Below are 18,726 nucleotides of genomic sequence, written 5' to 3' on the forward strand. Positions count from 1 at the left end.
ACAGAACCTAGACGTCAGGTGTGTTTCTTGCCACTACCCTTTGTCAATGCTTCTTGGTTAAGCGATTCAACCCATGGATCTAACTTAGCGAATAGCTTGGGATAGCGCCCCTTGAGGTCCTTCTTCACCTCGCCATAGGTGTTGGCCCAGAAACTCGCCAGGTCCTGGGTGACCTGTACCGGACGCCGCGCCGGCGAGAGCAGGTGCAGCTTGACCGCCAGGCGCCCGCCGGCGATGCGCGGCGTGTCGGCCAGGCCGAACAGCTCCTGCAGCCGTACCGCCAGTACCGGTGGTCGCTCGCTGTAATCCAGGCGGATGCTGGAACCCGAGGGTACCGTCAGGCTGCACGGCGCCAGCTCGTCCAATTGCCGTGGCAACGGCCAGGGCAGCAGGCCCTGGAGCATGGCGGCCAGGTCCAGGTTGGCGAAGTGGGCCAGGCGGGTGACGCGATCCAGATAGGGCAGCAGCCAAGCCTCCAGGGTAGCCAGCAGCGCCCTGTCGCTGACGTCCGGCCAATCGCTCGCGCCGCCCTGCTGCCGGTCGAGTTCGCGCAGCAGGCCGACGCGCGCTTGCCACTGGCGCAGCTCGGGCGTCCAGGGCAACAACTCCAGGCCTTTGCGGCGCACCAGGTCGAGCAGCGCCCGGCTGCGGGCAGCGGCGTCCAGGTTCTTCAAGGGTTCGCGGCTCAGCACCAGTTGGCCGATCCGCCGCTGGCGCTCGGCACGCAGCACGCCCTCGCGTTCGTCCCAATCCAGTTCGTCGTGGCGCACGATCTGCTCGGCCAGGGGGCCGTCGAACAGCGCCGGGTCCAGTTCGGCGGCCAGGTAGATGCGCTCTTCGCGTTGCCCCTGGCGACTGCCCAGGTCGGCCACCACCAGCCAGGGGGATTTCATCAGCGCATCCGGCTCGCCAAAACTGGCGGCTCGGCCATTGGCCAGCCGATAGTCCTGGCCGCCCGCCTTGCGCTGCTGGGCGATGCGGTCCGGATAGGCGCAGGCCAGCAGCGCCCCGGTCCAGCGCGGGTGTTCAGGGTCGGCCACCGGCGCTGCGGGCTGGCCGCGCAACAGGCCGCGGTACTGGCGGACCAGTTGGCGAATCCGCGCCACGCCCCCGCGTGGGCCCCGACCTTCGCCGGCCAGCAGCAGCAGGCGGGTATGCAGGTCGGCGCCCTGCCCCGGTGCCAGGTCGCGCTCGCCCAGCAGCGCAGCGATCTCGCAGGCGCGCTCGGCCAGGCCCCAGTTCTGGCCGCGCAACAATAGATGTGCAAGGCGCGGATGGGCCGGCAGGCCGCTCATGGCCTGGCCGTGGGGGGTGAGCGCACCCTGTTCGTCCAGCGCACCCAGGCGCAGCAGCAGGTCGCGAGCCTGGGCCAGGGCTGCGGCGGGCGGTGGATCGAGCCAGGCCAACTCCTCGGCGCTCATGCCCCAGCGCGCCAATTGCAGCGCCAGCCCGGCCAGGTCGGCCTGGAGGATCTCGGCGCTGTCGTAGGCCGGCAACTGCCGATGCAGCTCCTCCGACCAGAGTCGATAGCAGACTCCCGGCTCCAACCGTCCCGCACGCCCCTGGCGCTGGGTAGCCGAGGCGCGGGAGATACGCCGGGTGGTCAAGCGGGTCATGCCGCTGCCGGGATCGAAGGCCGGCACCCGCGCCAGCCCCGCGTCCACCACCACCCGTACGCCTTCGATGGTCAGGCTGGTCTCGGCGATGTTGGTGGCCAGCACCACCTTGCGGCTGCCGGCCGGTGCCGGCTCGATGGCGGCGCGTTGGGCGGCCAGCTCCAGCTCGCCATGCAGCGGGCAGAGCAGCACCCCGGCCGGCAGCTGCTCGGCCAGCCGCTCGGCAGTGCGGCGGATTTCCGCCTGACCGGGCAGGAACACCAGCAGGCTACCGGACTCCTCGTCCAGCGCCTGCAGCACCGTGGCGGCCACCCGCGCCTCCAGGCGCTCATCCTGGCCCAGCGGCCGGCTCCAGCGGGTCGCGACCGGAAACATCCGTCCTTCGCTACGCACCACCGGTGCTCCATCTAGCAGCGCCGCGAGGCGTTCGCCTTCCAGGGTGGCGGACATCACCAGCACCTTGAGCGGCGTGTCGCGCAGCAACTCGCGGCCGCTCAGGGTCAGCGCCAGGGCCAGGTCGGCGTCCAGGCTGCGCTCGTGGAATTCGTCGAAGATCACCAGGCCGACGCCGTCCAGCGCCGGGTCGTCCTGTAGTCGACGGGTGAGAATGCCCTCGGTGACCACCTCGAGGCGGGTACGCGGCCCGACCTTGCTCTCCAGGCGGATGCGATAGCCCACCGTCTCGCCCACGGCCTCGCCCAGCTCCGCAGCCAGGCGCTCGGCCGCGGCGCGGGCCGCCAACCGGCGCGGCTCCAGCAGCAGGATGCGCTGGCCGGCCAGCCAGGGTTCCTCCAGCAACGCCAGGGGCACCCGGGTGGTCTTGCCGGCACCGGGCGGCGCTTCCAGCACGCAGTCATCGCGGCTGGCGAGGACCTGGCGCAGCTCGGGCAGGACAACATCGATGGGCAAGGGCGTCATTTGGCACGGCCGGTGGTCTCAACGGGGCGGGCAGTATAAAGCGTCTCGCCCGCCGTGATTCCGGCCGCTATAGTGGCGGCCTCATCCACCAGGAGGTTGTCTATGTCGATGCGTACCCGCGCGGTGTGTGGCGTCCTCGCCGCCGCCCTCTTCACCCAACTGACCGCCTGCGGCACCCTGTTCTATCCCGAACGCCGCGGCCAGATCACCGGCAGCGGTCGTATCGACCCGGGCATCGTCGCCCTGGATGCCATCGGTCTGCTGTTCTACATCATCCCGGGCCTGATCGCCTTCGGCGTGGACTTCGCCAGTGGCGCCATCTACCTGCCCGACAACAAGCGTGCCGAAGTGGACCCGGCCGAGTTGAACAAGGCCGTCAACCCGGACGGCAGCGTCGATCGCGCGCGCCTCAAGGCCATCATCCAGCAGACTACCGGCCGCACCCTGCCGCTGGACGACCCGCGTCTGCTGCAGCGCAGTGGCAACACCGAACAGCTCGCCAGCCTGGGTCTCGCACCCCGCGCCTGATGAGCGACCCCCACCGCACCGAGCGACTGCTGCGTCGTGCCACCGCCGCCTCGGTCGCGGTGGCGACGACGCTGATCCTGGCCAAAGCCGTCGCCTGGTGGTTCAGCGGCTCGGTCAGCCTGCTCGCCGGCCTGACCGATTCGCTGCTCGACGGGCTCGCCTCGGTATTCAACCTGCTGGCGGTGCACTACGCCCTCAAGCCAGCCGATGACGACCATCGCTACGGTCACGGCAAGGCCGAATCCCTCGCCGGTATCGCCCAGGCGGTCTTCATCGGGATCAGCGCCGTACTCATCGCCTGGCAGGCCATCGGCCGCCTGCAACGACCCGAGCCCCTGGGTGCCCAGGCGCTAGGCATCGCCGTCACCCTCTTCTCGCTGGCGCTGACCGCCGTCCTGGTGGCTTACCAGCAGCATGTCATCCGCCTCACCCACTCCACCGTGGTGCGTGCCGATGCCCTGCACTACCGCTCCGACCTGCTGCTCAACCTGGGCATCCTCATCGCCCTGGCGCTGACCGGCTTCGGCTGGTACTGGCTGGACCCGCTGTTCGGCCTGGCCATCGCCCTGTACATCCTCTGGAGCGCCTATGGCATCGCCCGAGACTCCTTTGGCGTGTTGATGGATCAGGAATTGCCCACCGACATTAGCGAGCACATGCTCCAGCTGGCTTGCCAGGTGCCCGGCGTGGCGGGTGCCCACGACCTGCGTACCCGCATCTCCGGCAATCACTGGTTCGTGCAACTGCACCTGGAACTGCCGGGCGAGATCAGCCTGTCCCGCGCCCATGTGCTGTGCGAAGAGGTGGAAGCCGCCATCCACGCCGAATATCCCCAGGCCGAGGTGCTGGTCCACGCCGATCCGCTGGATGCCCCCGACGTCCCGCACCGCCATCCCCTGCCGCCCGCCAGCTGAGCGGAACCCGGCGCCGCTGCGCTCTCTCGAATCTCCTGAGCCTGAGAGAGCGCCCCCAAGAGCGCCGGGAGATAACGATGAAAACGCTGCACCCGGTCGCGCGCCTCGCCGACCTGCGCGAAGACCGCGGTACCAAAGTCGAGATCGAAGACAGCGAAATCCTGCTGCTACGCGTCGGCGACGAGGTCCGTGCCTTCCAGGCCCAGTGCCCCCACGCCGGCGCCCCCCTGGCAGACGGCGCCGTCTGCCAGGGTCGGCTGGTCTGCCCCTGGCACAAGGCGAGCTTCGCCATCGACGATGGCAGCCTGTGCGAGCCGCCGGCGCTGGACGCCCTGCAGCGCTATCCGGTGGAAGTCCGCGACGGCGAGGTACGGGTCGGCACCGAGCCGCTGCCGCCGCAGACCCCGGAAGTCCAGCACGGTGACCGCCTGTTCGTCATCGTCGGCGCGGGCGCTGCGGGTACGGCGGCTGCGGCCGCTCTGCGCGAATTCGGCTTCGGCGGGCGCCTCCTGTTGATCGGCCGCGAACCCGGCGAGCCCTATGATCGTACCGCGCTCTCCAAATTCGTCCTGCAAGGCGACCAGGCCCCGGAGGAAGCCCCGCCGCTGCGCGAGCCCGACTTCTTCCGCCAGCAGCGCATCGAGCGCCTGCACGCCGAGGTGGTACGCCTGGACGCCCAAGCTCGCCAGTTGGAACTGGGCAATGGCCAGACCCTGACCTATGACGGCTGCGTGCTCGCCACCGGTGGCACCCCCAAGCCGTTGGCCGTACCAGGTGCCGACCTCGAGGGCATTCACCTGCTGCGCACCCGCGCCGATGCCGCTGCCATCCTGACCGACCTGCCCGACGTGGGCCGCGTGGTGATCGTCGGCGCCAGCTTCATCGGCCTGGAAGCCGCCTCCGCCCTGCGCCAGCAGGGGCTGGCGGTGGACGTGGTAGCCCCCGCCTCCCTGCCCTTCGTCAAGCAAATGGGCGAGACCCTGGGTCAGCATTTCAAGACCCTGCACGAGGCCAACGGCGTGACCTTTCATGCACCCAGCGAAGTGGTGGGTTTCGAAGGCGACGATCAGGTTCGCCAGGTCAGACTCAAGGACGGTACCCGCCTACCCGCCGATCTCGTCCTGATCGGCACCGGCATCGCGCCGGCGACCGGCTTTATCGCCAATCTGCCGCTGGCGGATGACGACAGCGTCCCGGTGGATGCCCAGCTCAAGGCCGCCGAGGGTCTCTATGCGGCGGGTGACTTGGCCACCTTCCCCTTCGCCGGTCAGCCGACCCGCATCGAACACTGGCGCCTGGCCCAGCAACACGGCCGCCTGGCGGCGCGCAACCTGCTCGGCCACGCCGAAGGCTACGAGGACGTACCGTTCTTCTGGACGCTGCACCACGGCAAGAGATACGAATACCTGGGCCATCCACGGCAGTGGGACGACATGCACCTCGACGGCAGCCTGGGCGACCAGACCTTCGTCTCCCTGCTGCTGGCCGAGGATCAGGTGGTCGGCGTCGTGGCCTGCCAGCGCGAGCGTGCCACCGCCATCCTGGCCCAGCGTCTGCGCCAGCCGCTGGGGCGCGCCGAGGCCCTGGACATCGTCCAGGCCAACTGAGGAACCGCCATGGCCAAGCCCTATCACGTCGGCCTCATCGCCGACACCCATGGTCTGCTGCGGCCCGAGGCCCTGGCGGCCCTGGCCGGCAGTGACTTCATCCTCCACGCCGGCGACATCGGCAAGCCCGAGATTCTCGATAGCTTGCGCGAGCTGGCCCCGCTGGCCGTGGTGCGGGGTAACAATGACGATGCGCCCTGGGCCGACGAGATTCCCGAACGCATCACCCTGACCCTGGCCGACGTTGGCATCCATATGCTGCACATCCTGCCGGAGCTGGACTTGGCGGGCGTGGACGCCCAGGTGCGCGTGGTCATCAGCGGCCATTCGCACAAGCCGCTGATCGAGGAGCGCGATGGCGTACTCTACGTCAATCCCGGCAGCGCCGGTCCGCGTCGCTTTCGCCTCCCCATCAGCGTCGGCCGCCTGACCCTGGATGCCGGCCAAGTCCAGGCCGAGATCCTGGAACTCCCCCTCTAAGGAATCCCGATGACCATCGACTACCATTTCTACGAACCCAGCCAGGGCCATGGCCTGCCCCATGACCCCTTCAACGCCATCATCGCCCCACGCCCCATCGGCTGGATTTCCTCTCACAGCGAAACCGGCATCCTCAATCTGGCGCCCTACAGTTTCTTCAACGCCTTCAACTACAAGCCGCCGCTGATCGGCTTCTCCAGCCAGGGCTACAAGGACAGCGTGGCCAATATCGAGCGCACCGGCGAATTCGTCTGGAACCTGGCCACCCGCGAACTGGCCGAGGAAATGAACGCCAGCAGCGCCATGGTCGCCCCGGACGTGGACGAATTCGCCCTGGCCGGTCTGGAGCCTGCCGCTTCGACGGTGGTCAAGGTGCCGCGAGTGGCGCGCGCCCAGGTAGCCTTCGAGTGCAAGCTGAGCCAGATCGTCCGTCTCAAGACCGCAGCCGGAGATGACCTGGATCAGTGGCTGGTGCTGGGCGAAGTGGTCGCCGCCCATATCGACAAGCGCCTGCTGAAGGACGGCATCTATCAGACCGCCGCCGCCCGCCCCATCGTCCGCGGCGGTGGCCCAGCCGACTACTTCGAGATCACCGAGTCCGCGCTGTTTCGGATGCGCCGTCCGGACTGATCGGCCAGCCCGGGAAAGCAAAACGGCGCCCTAGGGCGCCGTTCCTGTCACCGCACCGCGCTACTCCGCCGCACCGACGCGGAAGTTCAGCCGCGGGAAATGCACCTGGATGGCCCCCAGGCGCTCGTCGTGACGGCGGACCACCAGGGACTCGGCGTCGGCATGGACCAGCTCCCCCACCACCGGGTCCACCCCATAATCGGTCGCGGCCACGCTCACCCGATCACCCCAGGCGAAACCTTCCACCGGAATGGCCTGGTCGCGCGGCAGGGCCACAGGTTCCGCCGCCTCGGCGATGTTCAAGGCTTCACCGGCATCGAGTTCTTCATAGGTACCATGACCGAACCCCAGTACCCGCGCGAACCAGGCGGCGATCGCAGGACGCTCGTCTACCAGAGGTGCCAGTTGCGGCGTGCTCTTGAGGAACCAGAAGTTGTGCGCCAAGGCGATATCGGCCACCGACGGCGCACCGAACAGATAGTCGCCCCGACTGCGCTGCAGCTGGGTCTCCAGACGCGTCAGCAAGGTTGTCAGCTGCTGCCGGGCCTGCTCGGGCGTCAGTCGGCTCAGGCTGCCGCCACTGAACAGTGCCTTGCGGTCATCGAGGAAGGCCTGAGCGTGCTCCGGTGGCAGACTGGCCAGGCGCGGCCCCATGATCTCCGGTTGGAAGATCAGCGCCACCGCATGCTGGAACACTACCGAATCGGCCCAGGCGGCGAAGGCCGCGACGACCGCCTCCTGCCCTTGCGGAAACAACGCCGGCATCGCCTTTTCGGCATCCAGGCGGCGAGCGATCAGCGCGGTGTCGCAATAGACGTCGGCCCCCACCTGCAGCACCGGCGTCTTGCGATAGCCACCGGTCAGCGCCGTCAATTCGGGCTTGGGCAACATCCGCGGGATGATCACCGAGCGCCAGGCGAGGCCTTTAAAGCCCAGCAGCAGGCGCGCCTTCTCGGCGAAGGGCGATTGCCAGTAGTGATGCAGAATCAACTCGGACATGACAGTGCTCCTGAGGCAACCGTTGGCAGCGCGGCGGGCAGGGCCAGCACCAGCGCTTCCTTGGCTCGTTTGGGTAGTTTCTTGATCTGGATTTCCCGGCGCAGCGCGCTCGACTTGTCTGCGCAGGCCTCCACGTAGACCAGCGCCTGGGCCGGGCTGGAGGAAAAGAAACGGGCACCGCGGCCGCTGCGGTGCTGGGCGAAACGGCGCTCGGGATCGTCGCTGACGCCGCAGTAGAGCGCCTGGTTCTCGGCGCGCACCAGGTAGACATACCAGGTGCGCGCGGATGGCGGAGGGGCGTCGCTCACCGTCAGGCGAACCACTCCCGCGCGGTACGCCAGACGCACACGCCGACGAAGTAGATGCCGCTGGCGAACCAGAGCACCATCAGCCACAGCGGCTTGTCGGGATGCACGAACACCATCAGGGCGCTGCTCAGCAACCAGATGGAGGTCACGGTGATGTTCAGCGCCATCAGCTGGCGGACTCGGAAGGGGTGCAGGAACTTGACCCGGGTCAGGGTCAGGGCCGCCAGCACCAGCACCACCGCCATGCTGAACCAGGGCGCCAGGTCCAACACGTAGAAGTACAGCGCCACCACGTTCCAGGCCGCGGGGAAGCCGACGAAGTAATTGTCCGCGCTCTTCATGTTCACATTGCAGAAACAGAACAGCGACGACAATAGGATGATGCCCACCGCCACCAGCTCGAAGTGCACAGGCAGCGGAACGAAGCGATAGATGAAGATCGCCGGGATGAAGACGTAGGTCAGGTAGTCGACCACCAGGTCCAGGGCGGAGCCATCGAAATGCGGCAGCACCCGCTTGACCTCGAACTTGCGCGCCAGGGTGCCGTCGAGGCCATCGACGAGCAGCGCAATGCCGAGCCACATGAGGCAACCCTTGGGCTGGCCGTCGACCAGGGCAAGCAGCGCCAGGAGCGCGAGGATCACACCGCTGGAAGTCACCGCATGGGCGCTCCAGGCTTTGGCTTTTGTCAGCATGAGCGGATGGGAAATGGAGTTCACGGGCGTCTCTCTATGATGACGGCTTCGACTGCCCGGCGCAGCGCATGTTCTAACGATGCGTCACGAAATCGGCGAAGAAGCCTGTGCACGGCAGGGCGAACCTCAGCCGCCGACCCCGGGAACCGGGCGCCAAAGATCGAGGATACCGCGCCTTGGCGCGCTTTGCCCGCCTTCCCGCCGAACGCCCGTGATTGGGTTCGCAGGCTGACGGGGCGGACCGAGGCCCGCCCCGGACACACCGAACCTGTTCAACGTCTCGCGAGCCAGAGCCAAACAAGGCGCAACGACCAGCGGGAGTAACAGCCAATGGCTGGCCCGAAGGGGGAGCGCCAGCGAATCAAAGACCTGAGGAAGCAGATCGGACTCGCGCTCGAGTTTACGCGTGGTAAATGAGCATGGCGACGGGGCCGCCCAGGCCGGGCTGGCGACCCAGGGTCTGTTCAACGCCGTTTGGCCGACGCGCAGCAGACTTGTACAGGTTCTTAGTGCAGGATCTGCCCCAGGAACAGTCGGGTCCGCTCGTTCTGCGGATTGTCGAAGAACTGGTCCGGTGCGGCCTGTTCGACGATCTCGCCCTTGTCCATGAAGATCACCCGGTTCGCCACGGTGCGAGCGAAGCCCATCTCGTGAGTCACGCAAAGCATGGTCATGCCGTCCTGGGCCAGGCCGATCATGGTGTCCAGTACCTCCTTCACCATCTCCGGGTCGAGGGCCGAGGTCGGCTCATCGAACAGCATGATGCGTGGCTGCATGCACAGCGCCCGGGCGATGGCCACCCGCTGCTGCTGGCCGCCAGAGAGTTGCCCAGGATACTTGTGGGCCTGCTCGGGGATGCGTACCCGCTGCAGATAGTGCATGGCGATCTCTTCGGCCTGCTTCTTCGGCATCTTGCGCACCCACATGGGCGCCAGGGTGCAGTTCTGCAGCACGGTCAGGTGCGGGAAGAGGTTGAAGTGCTGGAACACCATGCCGACTTCGCTGCGAATGGTCTCGATCTGCTTGAGATCGTTGGTCAGTTCGGTGCCATCGACGATGATCTGGCCCTTCTGGTGCTCTTCCAGGCGGTTGATGCAACGGATGGTGGTGGACTTGCCCGAGCCGGAGGGGCCGCACAGCACGATGCGCTCGCCCTGGGTCACGGTCAGGTTGATGTCCTTGAGCACGTGGAACTGGCCGTACCACTTGTTCACGTCCTTGAGCTGGATCATGACCTTGCTGCTGTCGACCTGCTGCTTGTTGCTTACGTTCATCTGATGACTCCTAACGCTTGTGGCCGGTGTTCAGCTTGCGCTCCAGGCGAGCGGAGTAGCTGGACATGGCGAAACAGAAAACCCAGTAGATCAGCGCTGCGAACACATAGCCCTCGGTGGACATGCCCAGCCAGGCCGGGTCCGAGGTGGCGCGCTTGATGCTGTTGAGCAGGTCGAACAGGCCGATGATGATCACCAGGCTCGAATCCTTGAACAGCGCGATGAAGGTGTTGACGATGCCCGGGATCACCAGCTTCAACGCCTGGGGCAGGATCACCAGGCCCATGGTGCGCCAGTAGCCCAGGCCCATCGCGGCAGCGGCTTCGTACTGGCCCTTGGGAATGGCCTGCATGCCACCGCGGACCACCTCGGCGATGTAGGCGGCCTCGAAGATGATCACCATGACGATGGCGCGCAGCAGCTTGTCGAGGTTCATGCCCTCGGGCAGGAACAGCGGCAGCATCACCGACGACAGGAACAGCACCGTGATCAGCGGGATACCCCGCCAGAACTCGATCATGGTCACGGAGATGACCTTGATCGCCGGCAGATTGGAGCGTCGTCCCAGGGCCAGCAGGATGCCCAGCGGCAGCGCGCCGACGATGCCCACCGCCGCGATGACGATGGTCAGCATCAGGCCGCCCCACTCGCTGGTGGGGACCACGCGCAGGCCCAGACCACCGTACAGCAGCCAGAAGGCGACCAGTGGGAAGATCACCAGCAGGGACAGGCCGTAGCGGGCCTTGTGCTTGAAGCTGTCGAGGAACAGCGGAATGGCGCCGACCACGGCCAGCACCACGGTCAGATCGAACCGCCAGCGCTGGTCTTCGGGGTAGAAGCCGTACATGAACTGGCCGATGCGTTCCTTGATGAACACCCAGCAGGCACCGCCCGGCGCGCAATCGGACCGCGTCGTGCCACTCCAGGTGGCATTGAGGAAGGCCCAGTTCACCACCGGCGGCACGATCAGCCAGACGAGGTAGAGGCCGAGCAGGGTCAGCAGGGTATTGCCGACGCTGGAGAACAGGTTGCCACGGATCCAGGCCAGGACACCGACGCTGGAGGGCGGCGGCGGCAGGTCCGGTTTGAAGGTATGGGTCTGGTTACTCATACGCGCTCCTTAACGCTCGATCAGCGCGATGCGCTTGTTGTACCAGTTCATCAGGATGCTGATGCTGATGCTGATGGCCAGGTACACGCTCATGGTGATGGCCATGGTCTCGATGGCCTGGCCGGTCTGGTTCAGCGTAGTACCGGCGAACAGCGCCACCATCTCCGGATAGCCCACCGCGGCCCCCAGGGAGGAATTCTTCATCAGGTTCAGATACTGGTTGGTCAGCGGGGGAATGATCACCCGCATAGCCTGGGGAATGATCACCAGGCGTAGCGTCAACCCGGGACGCAGGCCCAGGGAGCTGGCCGCTTCGGTCTGACCATGGCTGACCGCCTGGATACCGCCCCGTACCGTCTCACCGATGAAGGCGGCGGTGTAGACCGACAGCGCCAATGCCAGCGAAACCAGTTCCGGGATGATCACCCAGCCACCGCGCAGGTTGAAACCTTGCAGCTCCGGCAGCTCCCAATGGAACGGCTTGCCGAACACCAGTGCCGCCAGCAGCGGGAGGCCGATCACCAGCGCCAGGATCGTCCACAGCACCGGGAAGCGCTCGCCGGTGGCATGTCGACGCTTGCGTGCCCAACGGAACACGACGGCGCTCGCCACGACGGCGATCAGAAACGCGATCAGGCCCGGGATGAAGCCCGCATCCGCGCTCGGGGCCGGCATGTACAGGCCGCGGTTGTTGACGAAGAAGGCGTCACCCAGGCTCAGACTCTGGCGCGGGCCAGGCAGCGGCGCGAGGACGGCGAAGTAGACGAAGAAGATCAGCAGCAACGGCGGAATGTTGCGGAAGATCTCGATATAGATCGTGGCGACCTTGCGCAGCAGCCAGTTGCTGGACAACCGCGCCACGCCCACCGTGAAGCCGATGATGGTCGCCAGCACGATGCCGATCACCGAGACCAGCAGGGTGTTGAGCAGGCCGACCAGGAATACCCGGCCGTAGGTGTCACCCTCGGTATAGGGAATCAGGTGCTGGGGAATGCCGAAGCCGGCGGAGTTGTTGAGGAAACCGAAGCCCGAGGTGATCCCCCGGTGAGACAGGTTGGTCTGGGTGTTGTTGAACAGGAACCAGCCGAAGGCCACGACGGCGACGACGGCGACGACCTGGAACAGCCACGAACGTACCTGCGGGTCGGTCAGTAGCGACCCACGGACTGGTGGCGAGGTTTTGCTAACGTTTTGCATCTACTGGAAGCCTCATTAAACCCTCGCCCCGCAGCGCGAAAGCGCTGCAGGGCGAGAATCTGCACATCCGGAAGGTGTCGGCGACTAAGGCGCCGAGATCAACGGACCGGCGGGGAGTACTGCAGGCCGCCTGCGTTCCACAGGGCGTTGAGACCACGCTTGATCTTCAGGTCGGAACCCATGCCGACGTTACGCTCGAAGACTTCGCCGTAGTTGCCGACCTGCTTGATGATGTTCAGTGCCCAGTCTTTCGGCAGCTTCAGGTCCTTGCCGAACTCGCCATCGGTGCCCAGCAGGCGACGGACGTCGGGGTTCTTGGAATCCTTGGCCTGGGCTTCCACGTTGGCGGAAGTCAGACCCAGCTCTTCGGCGCTGACCATGGCGAACTGTGCCCACTTGACGATGGTGAACCAGTCTTCGTCGCCACGACGGACGGCGGGAGCCAGGGGCTCCTTGGAGATGACCTCGGGCAATACGACGTAGTCGTCGGGCTTGGCCAGTTTGATGCGCTGGGCATAGAGCTGCGACTGGTCGGAGGTCAACACGTCGCAACGACCGGCTTCCATGGATTTGGCGCTTTCATCGGAGGTGCTGTAGGTGATGGGGGTGAACTTCATGCCGCTGGAGCGGAAGTAGTCAGCCAGGTTCAGCTCGGTGGTGGTACCGGCCTGGATGCACACGGTGGCGCCGTCCAGCTCCTTGGCGCTCTTCACACCCAGCTTCTTGTTCACCAGGAAACCCTGGCCATCGTAGTAGGTCACGGCGGTGAACATCAGGCCCATGCCGCCATCGCGGGAGCTGGTCCAGGTGGTGTTGCGCGACAGGACGTCGATCTCGCCGGACTGCAGCGCGGTGAAGCGCTCCTTGGCGGTGAGGGGGGTGAAACGCACCTTGGAGGCATCGCCGAACACGGCGGCGGCGACGGCGCGGCAGACGTCCACGTCGATACCCTTGTATTCACCCTTGGAGTCGGTGAAGGAGAAACCCGGCAGGCCATCGCTGACGCCGCATTGCACGAACCCCTTGTTCTTTACTGCATCCAGAGTAGCGCCCGCGTGAGCCATGCTGGAAAGACCCAGGGCGGCGGCGGTGGTCAGAATTGCCAGGGTGGACTTCACCATCTTCATCGATAAGCTCCAATGTGTTTATGAATTGCGTTCCAGCGGCACGGCACCGCGATGTCTCTCGCGTGATGACCGTGCAACCTGCCCGAACCAGCGATCCCCGGCAACGCGAAGACAGCGGTCTGACATGGGCGCAACCAGGCAGGGCAGCGGTGTTACCTGTTGGTGCACTGCCCGGTCGTGCATTGATTGAGGCAATTAGCGGACCAGCGGATGCGACAACACCGCTCCCTGCGCAAACCGCCGGCTCGTGGACTTCTGGCAAAAAATCGCCGGAAAAAATTACGATAATGCGACATTGATCCTGCGCACCAACTGTTACCACACCGCTCTTTGAGAGCCCCATTTTGGAGCAAAACCTTGGAAAACCTTCCTCTTGTGCTGGAATCGGCTGCCGGATCGGCCGATAGTTGCGTCATCTGGCTGCATGGCCTGGGTGCCTCCCGGCACGACTTCGAGCCGGTGGCCGAGCTGCTGCAACAGACGCTCAAGCGTACGCGCTTCATCCTGCCCCAGGCACCGACCCGCCCGGTCACCATCAACGGTGGCTGGGCCATGCCCTCCTGGTACGACATCCTGGCCATGAATCCCGCCCGCGCCATCGACCGGGCGCAGCTCGAAGAATCGGCCGCCACGGTCCAGGCGCTCATCGCGCAGCAGCGCGGTCTGGGCATCCCTGCCGAACGCATCGTGCTGGCGGGCTTCTCCCAGGGTGGCGCAGTGGTGTTACACGCCGCCTACAACACGCCTTGCGTGACGCTCGGTGGCGTCATGGCGCTCTCGACCTACGCACCCAGCTTCGACGGTGACCAGTCGAACCGCGGCGCCACCACGCCGGCGCTCTGCCTGCATGGCGTCCAGGACGACGTGGTGCCCCTCGCCTTGGGACGCGCCGCCTACGAGGCGCTGACCGCCGCGGGCGTGGAAGCGCTCTGGCACGACTATCCCATGCGTCACGAGGTCATTCCGGCGGAAATCAAGGACATCCAGGCCTGGTTGCAGGACCGCCTCGGCTGACACGAAAGGCAGCATTTCGCTCCAGGGCGATTTTTGGAAACCGGTCGACACTTCGCGACATCTGGCGCTGAAAGCGGGCTTCCATGGCGGGAAACGAACGAACTTTGCGAGGCTCGTCCGGTCCAGTGTGGGTGCCTGAAGGTCGTGATGTGCATGGAGCAGCTATGGTCCGAGTTTTCCTTTCAGCCCATGGGGTGATCTGTTGATGGCTGCGCCCTTGTCGCTATGGTTGGCCGAAGTGCCGGTCTCTTCCCTGAAGGATCTGCGCCTGTTCAAAGGTGTGGAAACCCATCTGCTGGAAGCCCTTATCGCCCGTTCGGCGACGCGTAGCCTGGTGGCCGGCGAATGCCTGCTGTCGCCCGCGCAGCCCAACCACTATATGTACCTTATCCTCGAGGGACGGCTGCGCGTGCACCTGGGCTCTCCGGAGAATCCTCCCATCTATCTGCTGGGGGTGGGTGAGTGCTCGGGCGAGATCAGTTTCCTGGACAGCGAGCGACCCAGTGCCCACGTCATCGCCGAGGCCGACACCCGGGTCCTCTGCCTGCATCGCGACCTGGTGCTGGAGTTGATCGAGCGCTCGGCCAAGGCCATGCACAACCTGCTCGGTATCCTCTGCGAGCGGATGCGCCGGGGCAACCAGCTCATCGTCGACACCGAACGCAACGCCAACGTCGATACCCTGACCGGCCTGTTCAATCGCCGGCGACTCGAGCAACTGTTCGAGCGCGAAAGCACCCGCTGCGCCTTCAATCGGCAGCCGCTGAGCCTGCTGATGCTCGATGTGGATCACTTCAAGCACTACAACGATACCCATGGGCACCTGGCGGGCGACTATGCGCTGTGCCTGGTAGCCAATACGCTGCGGGATCAGCTGCGTCCCAAGGACAGCATGGCCCGCTACGGTGGCGAGGAGTTCGTCATCCTGCTGCCGGAGATCGACCGCGAAGAGGCCATGGCCATCGCCGAACGCCTGCGCCAGAGCCTGGCGGACATCAAAGATTTCTATTCACCCTGCGGCAAACTGCCGGGCGTCACCGTATCCATCGGCCTGGCGCAGATGCGCAAGGCCGATACCCTCGACGAACTGGTAGGGCGTGCCGACAAGTCGCTCTACCAGGCCAAGGGCGCCGGGCGGAATCGGATCTGTGGCTAGCCCGGCCGTCACGGCATTCGGCAGGTAGTTGTTGCTGGGCACGTAGGTTGCTTTACACTGCGGTCTCATTCCGCTTTCGATGATCGAGACCTTCCGTGCTCAAGGCACTCAAAAAATTTCTGGGCAAGGACCAGGACGGCGCTCAGCCGGCCTCCCCCGCTACGCCCCAAGTGAATCCCAGCGTCGTCCCCGCAGCGCCTGCGGCGCCTGCCGTCGCTGCCCCCGCGCCCCAGGCCGAGCGCGCGCCCCGCAAACCCAAGCCCCAGGACAGCGCCCCGGCGCAGGACGCCCGCCGGCAAGCGGAAAAACCTGCCAAGCCCCGTCGTGAACGCAGCCCGCGCAAACCCAAGCCGGTGGATACCTGGAAACTGGAAGATTTCGCGGTAGAGCCCCAGGAAGGCAAGACGCGCTTCCATGACTTCAACCTGGACCCGCGCTTGATGCACGGCATCCACGACCTCGGCTTTCCCTATTGCACACCTATCCAGGCGCAGGTGCTGGGCTTCACCCTCAAGGGCCAGGATGCCATCGGCCGCGCCCAGACCGGCACCGGCAAGACCGCGGCCTTCCTGATCTCCACCATCACCCAGCTGCTCACCACGCCACCGCCCAAGGAACGCTACATGGGCGAACCGCGGGCACTGATCATCGCGCCAACCCGCGAGCTGGTGGTGCAGATCGCCAACGACGCCCTGGACCTGGCCAAGTACACCGGGCTGAACGTCATGAGCTTCGTCGGCGGCATGGACTTCGACAAGCAGCTCAAGCAGCTCGAGGCCCGCTACTGCGACATCCTGGTGGCCACTCCAGGCCGCCTGCTGGACTTCAACCAGCGCGGCGAGGTGCACCTGGACATGGTCGAGGTCATGGTGCTGGACGAGGCCGACCGCATGCTGGACATGGGCTTCATCCCCCAGGTGCGCCAGATCATTCGCCAGACCCCGCCCAAGAGCGAGCGGCAGACGCTGCTGTTCTCCGCCACCTTCACCGAAGACGTGATGAACCTGGCACGGCAGTGGACCACCAACCCGGCCATCGTCGAGATCGAACCGGAGAACGTGGCCAGCGAAACCGTCGAGCAGCACGTCTACGCTGTCTCCTCCAGCGACAAGTACAAGCTGCTCTATAACCTGGTGGCCCAGAACAACTGGGAGCGGGTGATGGTGTTCGCCAACCGTCGTGACGAGGTGCGCCGTATCGAGGAACGCCTGACCAAGGACGGTATCAGCGCCGCCCAGATGTCGGGCGACGTACCTCAGCACAAGCGCATCAAGACCCTGGAAGGTTTCCGCGCCGGCAAGATCCGCGTGCTGGTGGCCACCGACGTCGCCGGTCGCGGCATCCACGTCGACGGCATCAGCCATGTGATCAACTTCACCCTGCCGGAAGACCCGGACGACTACGTGCACCGCATCGGCCGTACCGGTCGTGCCGGCGCCAGTGGCACCTCCATCAGCTTCGCCGGCGAGGACGATGCCTTCGCCCTGCCGCCCATCGAGACCCTGCTGGGCCGCAAGATCTCCTGCGAGATGCCGCCAGCCGAGCTGCTCAAGTCGGTACCTCGGCAGCGTTGAAACGGCCCTTCCAACGGCTGTCATAGCGGTCCGACAAGCGGTTTTCCTTAGGGCGTACCACTCTTATCGCGGCCACGGGTCGCTCCTACAGGAGTTCTATTTACCCGTAGGAGCAACGGTCTTATCGCTGTGGGGATGCCTCACGTAGCGTGGAAAACGGCGCAGCCTTTTCCACTGGAGACTTGGTGGCGAGGAGGCCCTCACCCCAACCCTCTCCCGAGGGGAGAGGGGGTTATCCGAGCAGGCGTTCAGTTTCATCAGCCAAGGCAAAGATCACGTCAAACTGGCGTACCTCTTCCTTAGGAGCGGCCCATGGCTGCGATAGGACTCCTTAGGAGCCGCGTGGAAAACGCTACGCGGTTTTCCACGCTACCCCTCAGCCCTTCGCCCAGCGTCCCGCCGCGTCCTGGTCACTGGCACGCCCCTCCACCCAGCGCGGGCCATCGGACGTGTCCTCCTTCTTCCAGAAGGGTGCACGGGTCTTGAGGTAGTCCATCACGAAATTGCAGGCATCGAAGGCAGCCTGGCGGTGGGCGCTGGCGGTGCCGACGAAGACGATGGGCTCGCCCGGCTCCAGGCGACCGATGCGATGCAGGATATCCACGTTCAGCAGCGGCCAACGCTGGCAGGCCTCTTCGGCGATGCGCGCCAGGGCCTTTTCCGTCATGCCGGGAAAGTGCTCGAGGAACAGTCCGCCGACGTCGCGTCCGTCGTTGAAGTCCCGGACATAGCCAACGAAACCCACTACGGCACCGACTCCGGTATTGGCGGCATGCTGGGCATTGAGCTCCTGGCCGGGATCGAAGGCCTCGGCCTGCACACGGATGGCCATGGTCAACCTCCGGTCACGGTGGGGAAGAAGGCGACCTCATCGCCGTCGCGCAGCGGCTCGGCCAGACCACAGAGTTCTTCGTTGCGGGCACACATCAAGCCCTGTTCGCCCAAGGTCTCGGCCCAGGGGCCACCGCGCTGCACCAGGTGCTCGCGTAGATCGCCCACGGTGGCGAGGTCCGGCTCCCAGGCGAGACTGTCCTCGGCGCAGCCCAAGGCTTCCCGATAGCGAGCGAAGAATTGCACGCGGATCATGCCGGCTGCTCCTCGGCGTGGAAGTGGCCACTCTTGCCACCGCTCTTTTCCAGCAGGCGCACCGCCTCGATGGTCATGCCGCGGTCCACCGCCTTGCACATGTCGTAGAGGGTGAGCGCCGCGACGCTGGCCGCGGTCAGGGCCTCCATCTCCACGCCGGTCTGGCCGGAGAGTTTGCAGGTGGCCGCGATCCGCACGGCATCGGGCGCTTCGGCGGTCAGGACGACCTTGACGCTGGTGAGCATCAGCGGATGGCAGAGGGGAATGAGATCGGCCGTTTTCTTGGCCGCCTGGATGCCGGCGATACGGGCCACGGCGAAGACGTCACCCTTGGGATGGCCGCCGCTCTGGATCAGTTCGAGGGTTTCCGGACGCATGCGCACCCGGGCTTCGGCCGTGGCTTCACGGAAGGTCACCTGCTTGTCGGTGACGTCGACCATGTTGGCACGGCCTTGGGAATCGAGATGGGTCAGCACGGCATGACTCCTGGAA

Annotated in this window: 19 protein-coding genes; 8 read left to right on the forward strand and 11 right to left on the reverse strand. The window is 65.8% G+C overall.

What is annotated here, in order from left to right; translation table 11 throughout:
* Nucleotides 1-14 precede the first annotated feature (14 nt).
* A complete protein-coding gene (gene hrpB, locus AR540_RS16025; protein ID WP_059230204.1) occupies nt 15-2,534 on the reverse strand; it encodes an ATP-dependent helicase HrpB in 2,520 nt (839 codons plus the stop codon).
* A gap of 102 nt (nt 2,535-2,636) precedes the next feature.
* Between hrpB and AR540_RS16030 the strand changes: the two genes are divergently transcribed.
* The 5 genes from AR540_RS16030 to AR540_RS16050 all read left to right on the forward strand — a co-directional run bounded on the left by AR540_RS16030 (nt 2,637) and on the right by AR540_RS16050 (nt 6,693).
* Nucleotides 2,637-3,062, forward strand: a complete 426-nt coding sequence (locus tag AR540_RS16030; RefSeq protein WP_059230205.1) for a hypothetical protein — start codon at nt 2,637-2,639, stop codon at nt 3,060-3,062.
* Nucleotides 3,062-3,976 carry a cation diffusion facilitator family transporter gene (locus AR540_RS16035; protein ID WP_059230206.1) on the forward strand — a complete coding sequence of 305 codons (915 nt, stop codon included), beginning with the start codon at nt 3,062-3,064 and terminating at the stop codon, nt 3,974-3,976. The genes AR540_RS16030 and AR540_RS16035 overlap by 1 nt, the downstream gene beginning before the upstream one ends.
* Nucleotides 3,977-4,053: 77 nt before the next feature.
* A complete protein-coding gene (locus AR540_RS16040; RefSeq protein WP_059230207.1) occupies nt 4,054-5,583 on the forward strand; it encodes an apoptosis inducing factor family protein in 1,530 nt (509 codons plus the stop codon).
* Nucleotides 5,584-5,592: 9 nt separating this feature from the next.
* The gene (locus tag AR540_RS16045; protein WP_059230208.1) at nt 5,593-6,063 is read left to right on the forward strand and encodes a metallophosphoesterase family protein; all 471 of its coding nucleotides are present in this window, start codon (nt 5,593-5,595) and stop codon (nt 6,061-6,063) included.
* A 9-nt stretch (nt 6,064-6,072) separates the two neighbouring features.
* A complete protein-coding gene (locus tag AR540_RS16050) occupies nt 6,073-6,693 on the forward strand; it encodes a flavin reductase family protein (RefSeq protein ID WP_059230209.1) in 621 nt (206 codons plus the stop codon).
* A 60-nt stretch (nt 6,694-6,753) separates the two neighbouring features.
* On the opposite strand, the gene AR540_RS16055 is transcribed toward AR540_RS16050, so the two are convergent.
* The 7 genes from AR540_RS16055 to AR540_RS16085 form a co-directional block, all read right to left on the reverse strand.
* On the reverse strand, nt 6,754-7,692 hold the full coding sequence (locus tag AR540_RS16055; protein ID WP_059230210.1) for a glutathione S-transferase family protein: 939 nt from the start codon (nt 7,690-7,692) through the stop codon (nt 6,754-6,756).
* The gene (locus AR540_RS16060; RefSeq protein WP_442963799.1) at nt 7,680-8,006 is read right to left on the reverse strand and encodes a GIY-YIG nuclease family protein; all 327 of its coding nucleotides are present in this window, start codon (nt 8,004-8,006) and stop codon (nt 7,680-7,682) included. The genes AR540_RS16055 and AR540_RS16060 overlap by 13 nt, the downstream gene beginning before the upstream one ends.
* On the reverse strand, nt 8,003-8,695 hold the full coding sequence (pcsA, locus tag AR540_RS16065; RefSeq protein ID WP_153014265.1) for a phosphatidylcholine synthase: 693 nt from the start codon (nt 8,693-8,695) through the stop codon (nt 8,003-8,005). Before pcsA ends, AR540_RS16060 begins: the two co-directional genes overlap by 4 nt.
* A 506-nt stretch (nt 8,696-9,201) precedes the next feature.
* Nucleotides 9,202-9,969 (reverse strand): amino acid ABC transporter ATP-binding protein, encoded by a 768-nt coding sequence (locus AR540_RS16070; protein WP_059230213.1) that lies wholly within the window; start codon nt 9,967-9,969, stop codon nt 9,202-9,204.
* Nucleotides 9,970-9,979: 10 nt separating this feature from the next.
* Nucleotides 9,980-11,080: an amino acid ABC transporter permease gene (locus AR540_RS16075; protein WP_059230214.1), complete on the reverse strand. Its 1,101-nt coding sequence runs from the start codon at nt 11,078-11,080 to the stop codon at nt 9,980-9,982.
* A gap of 9 nt (nt 11,081-11,089) precedes the next feature.
* Nucleotides 11,090-12,277: an amino acid ABC transporter permease gene (locus AR540_RS16080; protein WP_059230215.1), complete on the reverse strand. Its 1,188-nt coding sequence runs from the start codon at nt 12,275-12,277 to the stop codon at nt 11,090-11,092.
* Nucleotides 12,278-12,375: 98 nt separating this feature from the next.
* The gene (locus AR540_RS16085) at nt 12,376-13,404 is read right to left on the reverse strand and encodes an amino acid ABC transporter substrate-binding protein (RefSeq protein ID WP_059230216.1); all 1,029 of its coding nucleotides are present in this window, start codon (nt 13,402-13,404) and stop codon (nt 12,376-12,378) included.
* Between the two features lie 357 nt (nt 13,405-13,761).
* Between AR540_RS16085 and AR540_RS16090 the strand changes: the two genes are divergently transcribed.
* The 3 genes from AR540_RS16090 to rhlB all read left to right on the forward strand — a co-directional run bounded on the left by AR540_RS16090 (nt 13,762) and on the right by rhlB (nt 17,148).
* Nucleotides 13,762-14,418, forward strand: coding sequence for an alpha/beta hydrolase (locus tag AR540_RS16090; protein WP_442963797.1), 657 nt, complete (start codon nt 13,762-13,764; stop codon nt 14,416-14,418).
* Between the two features lie 205 nt (nt 14,419-14,623).
* Nucleotides 14,624-15,574, forward strand: a complete 951-nt coding sequence (locus AR540_RS16095; RefSeq protein WP_059230218.1) for a GGDEF domain-containing protein — start codon at nt 14,624-14,626, stop codon at nt 15,572-15,574.
* 95 nt (nt 15,575-15,669) lie between these two features.
* Nucleotides 15,670-17,148, forward strand: a complete 1,479-nt coding sequence (gene rhlB / locus AR540_RS16100; RefSeq protein ID WP_059230219.1) for an ATP-dependent RNA helicase RhlB — start codon at nt 15,670-15,672, stop codon at nt 17,146-17,148.
* 376 nt (nt 17,149-17,524) lie between these two features.
* Here rhlB and moaE read toward each other — a convergent pair whose 3' ends face one another.
* The 3 genes from moaE to moaC are packed head-to-tail and all read right to left on the reverse strand — an operon-like array spanning nt 17,525 to nt 18,710.
* Entirely contained in the window at nt 17,525-17,980 is a 456-nt protein-coding gene (gene moaE / locus AR540_RS16105; RefSeq protein WP_059230220.1) for a molybdopterin synthase catalytic subunit MoaE, read from the reverse strand.
* A gap of 2 nt (nt 17,981-17,982) precedes the next feature.
* On the reverse strand, nt 17,983-18,234 hold the full coding sequence (locus tag AR540_RS16110) for a MoaD/ThiS family protein (RefSeq protein WP_059230221.1): 252 nt from the start codon (nt 18,232-18,234) through the stop codon (nt 17,983-17,985).
* A complete protein-coding gene (moaC, locus tag AR540_RS16115; protein WP_059230222.1) occupies nt 18,231-18,710 on the reverse strand; it encodes a cyclic pyranopterin monophosphate synthase MoaC in 480 nt (159 codons plus the stop codon). The genes AR540_RS16110 and moaC overlap by 4 nt, the downstream gene beginning before the upstream one ends.
* Between the last annotated feature and the right edge of the window lie 16 nt (nt 18,711-18,726).

Origin of the sequence: Pseudomonas sp. EpS/L25, from assembly GCF_001512295.1 — a bacterium.
Lineage (GTDB): Bacteria > Pseudomonadota > Gammaproteobacteria > Pseudomonadales > Pseudomonadaceae > Chryseomonas.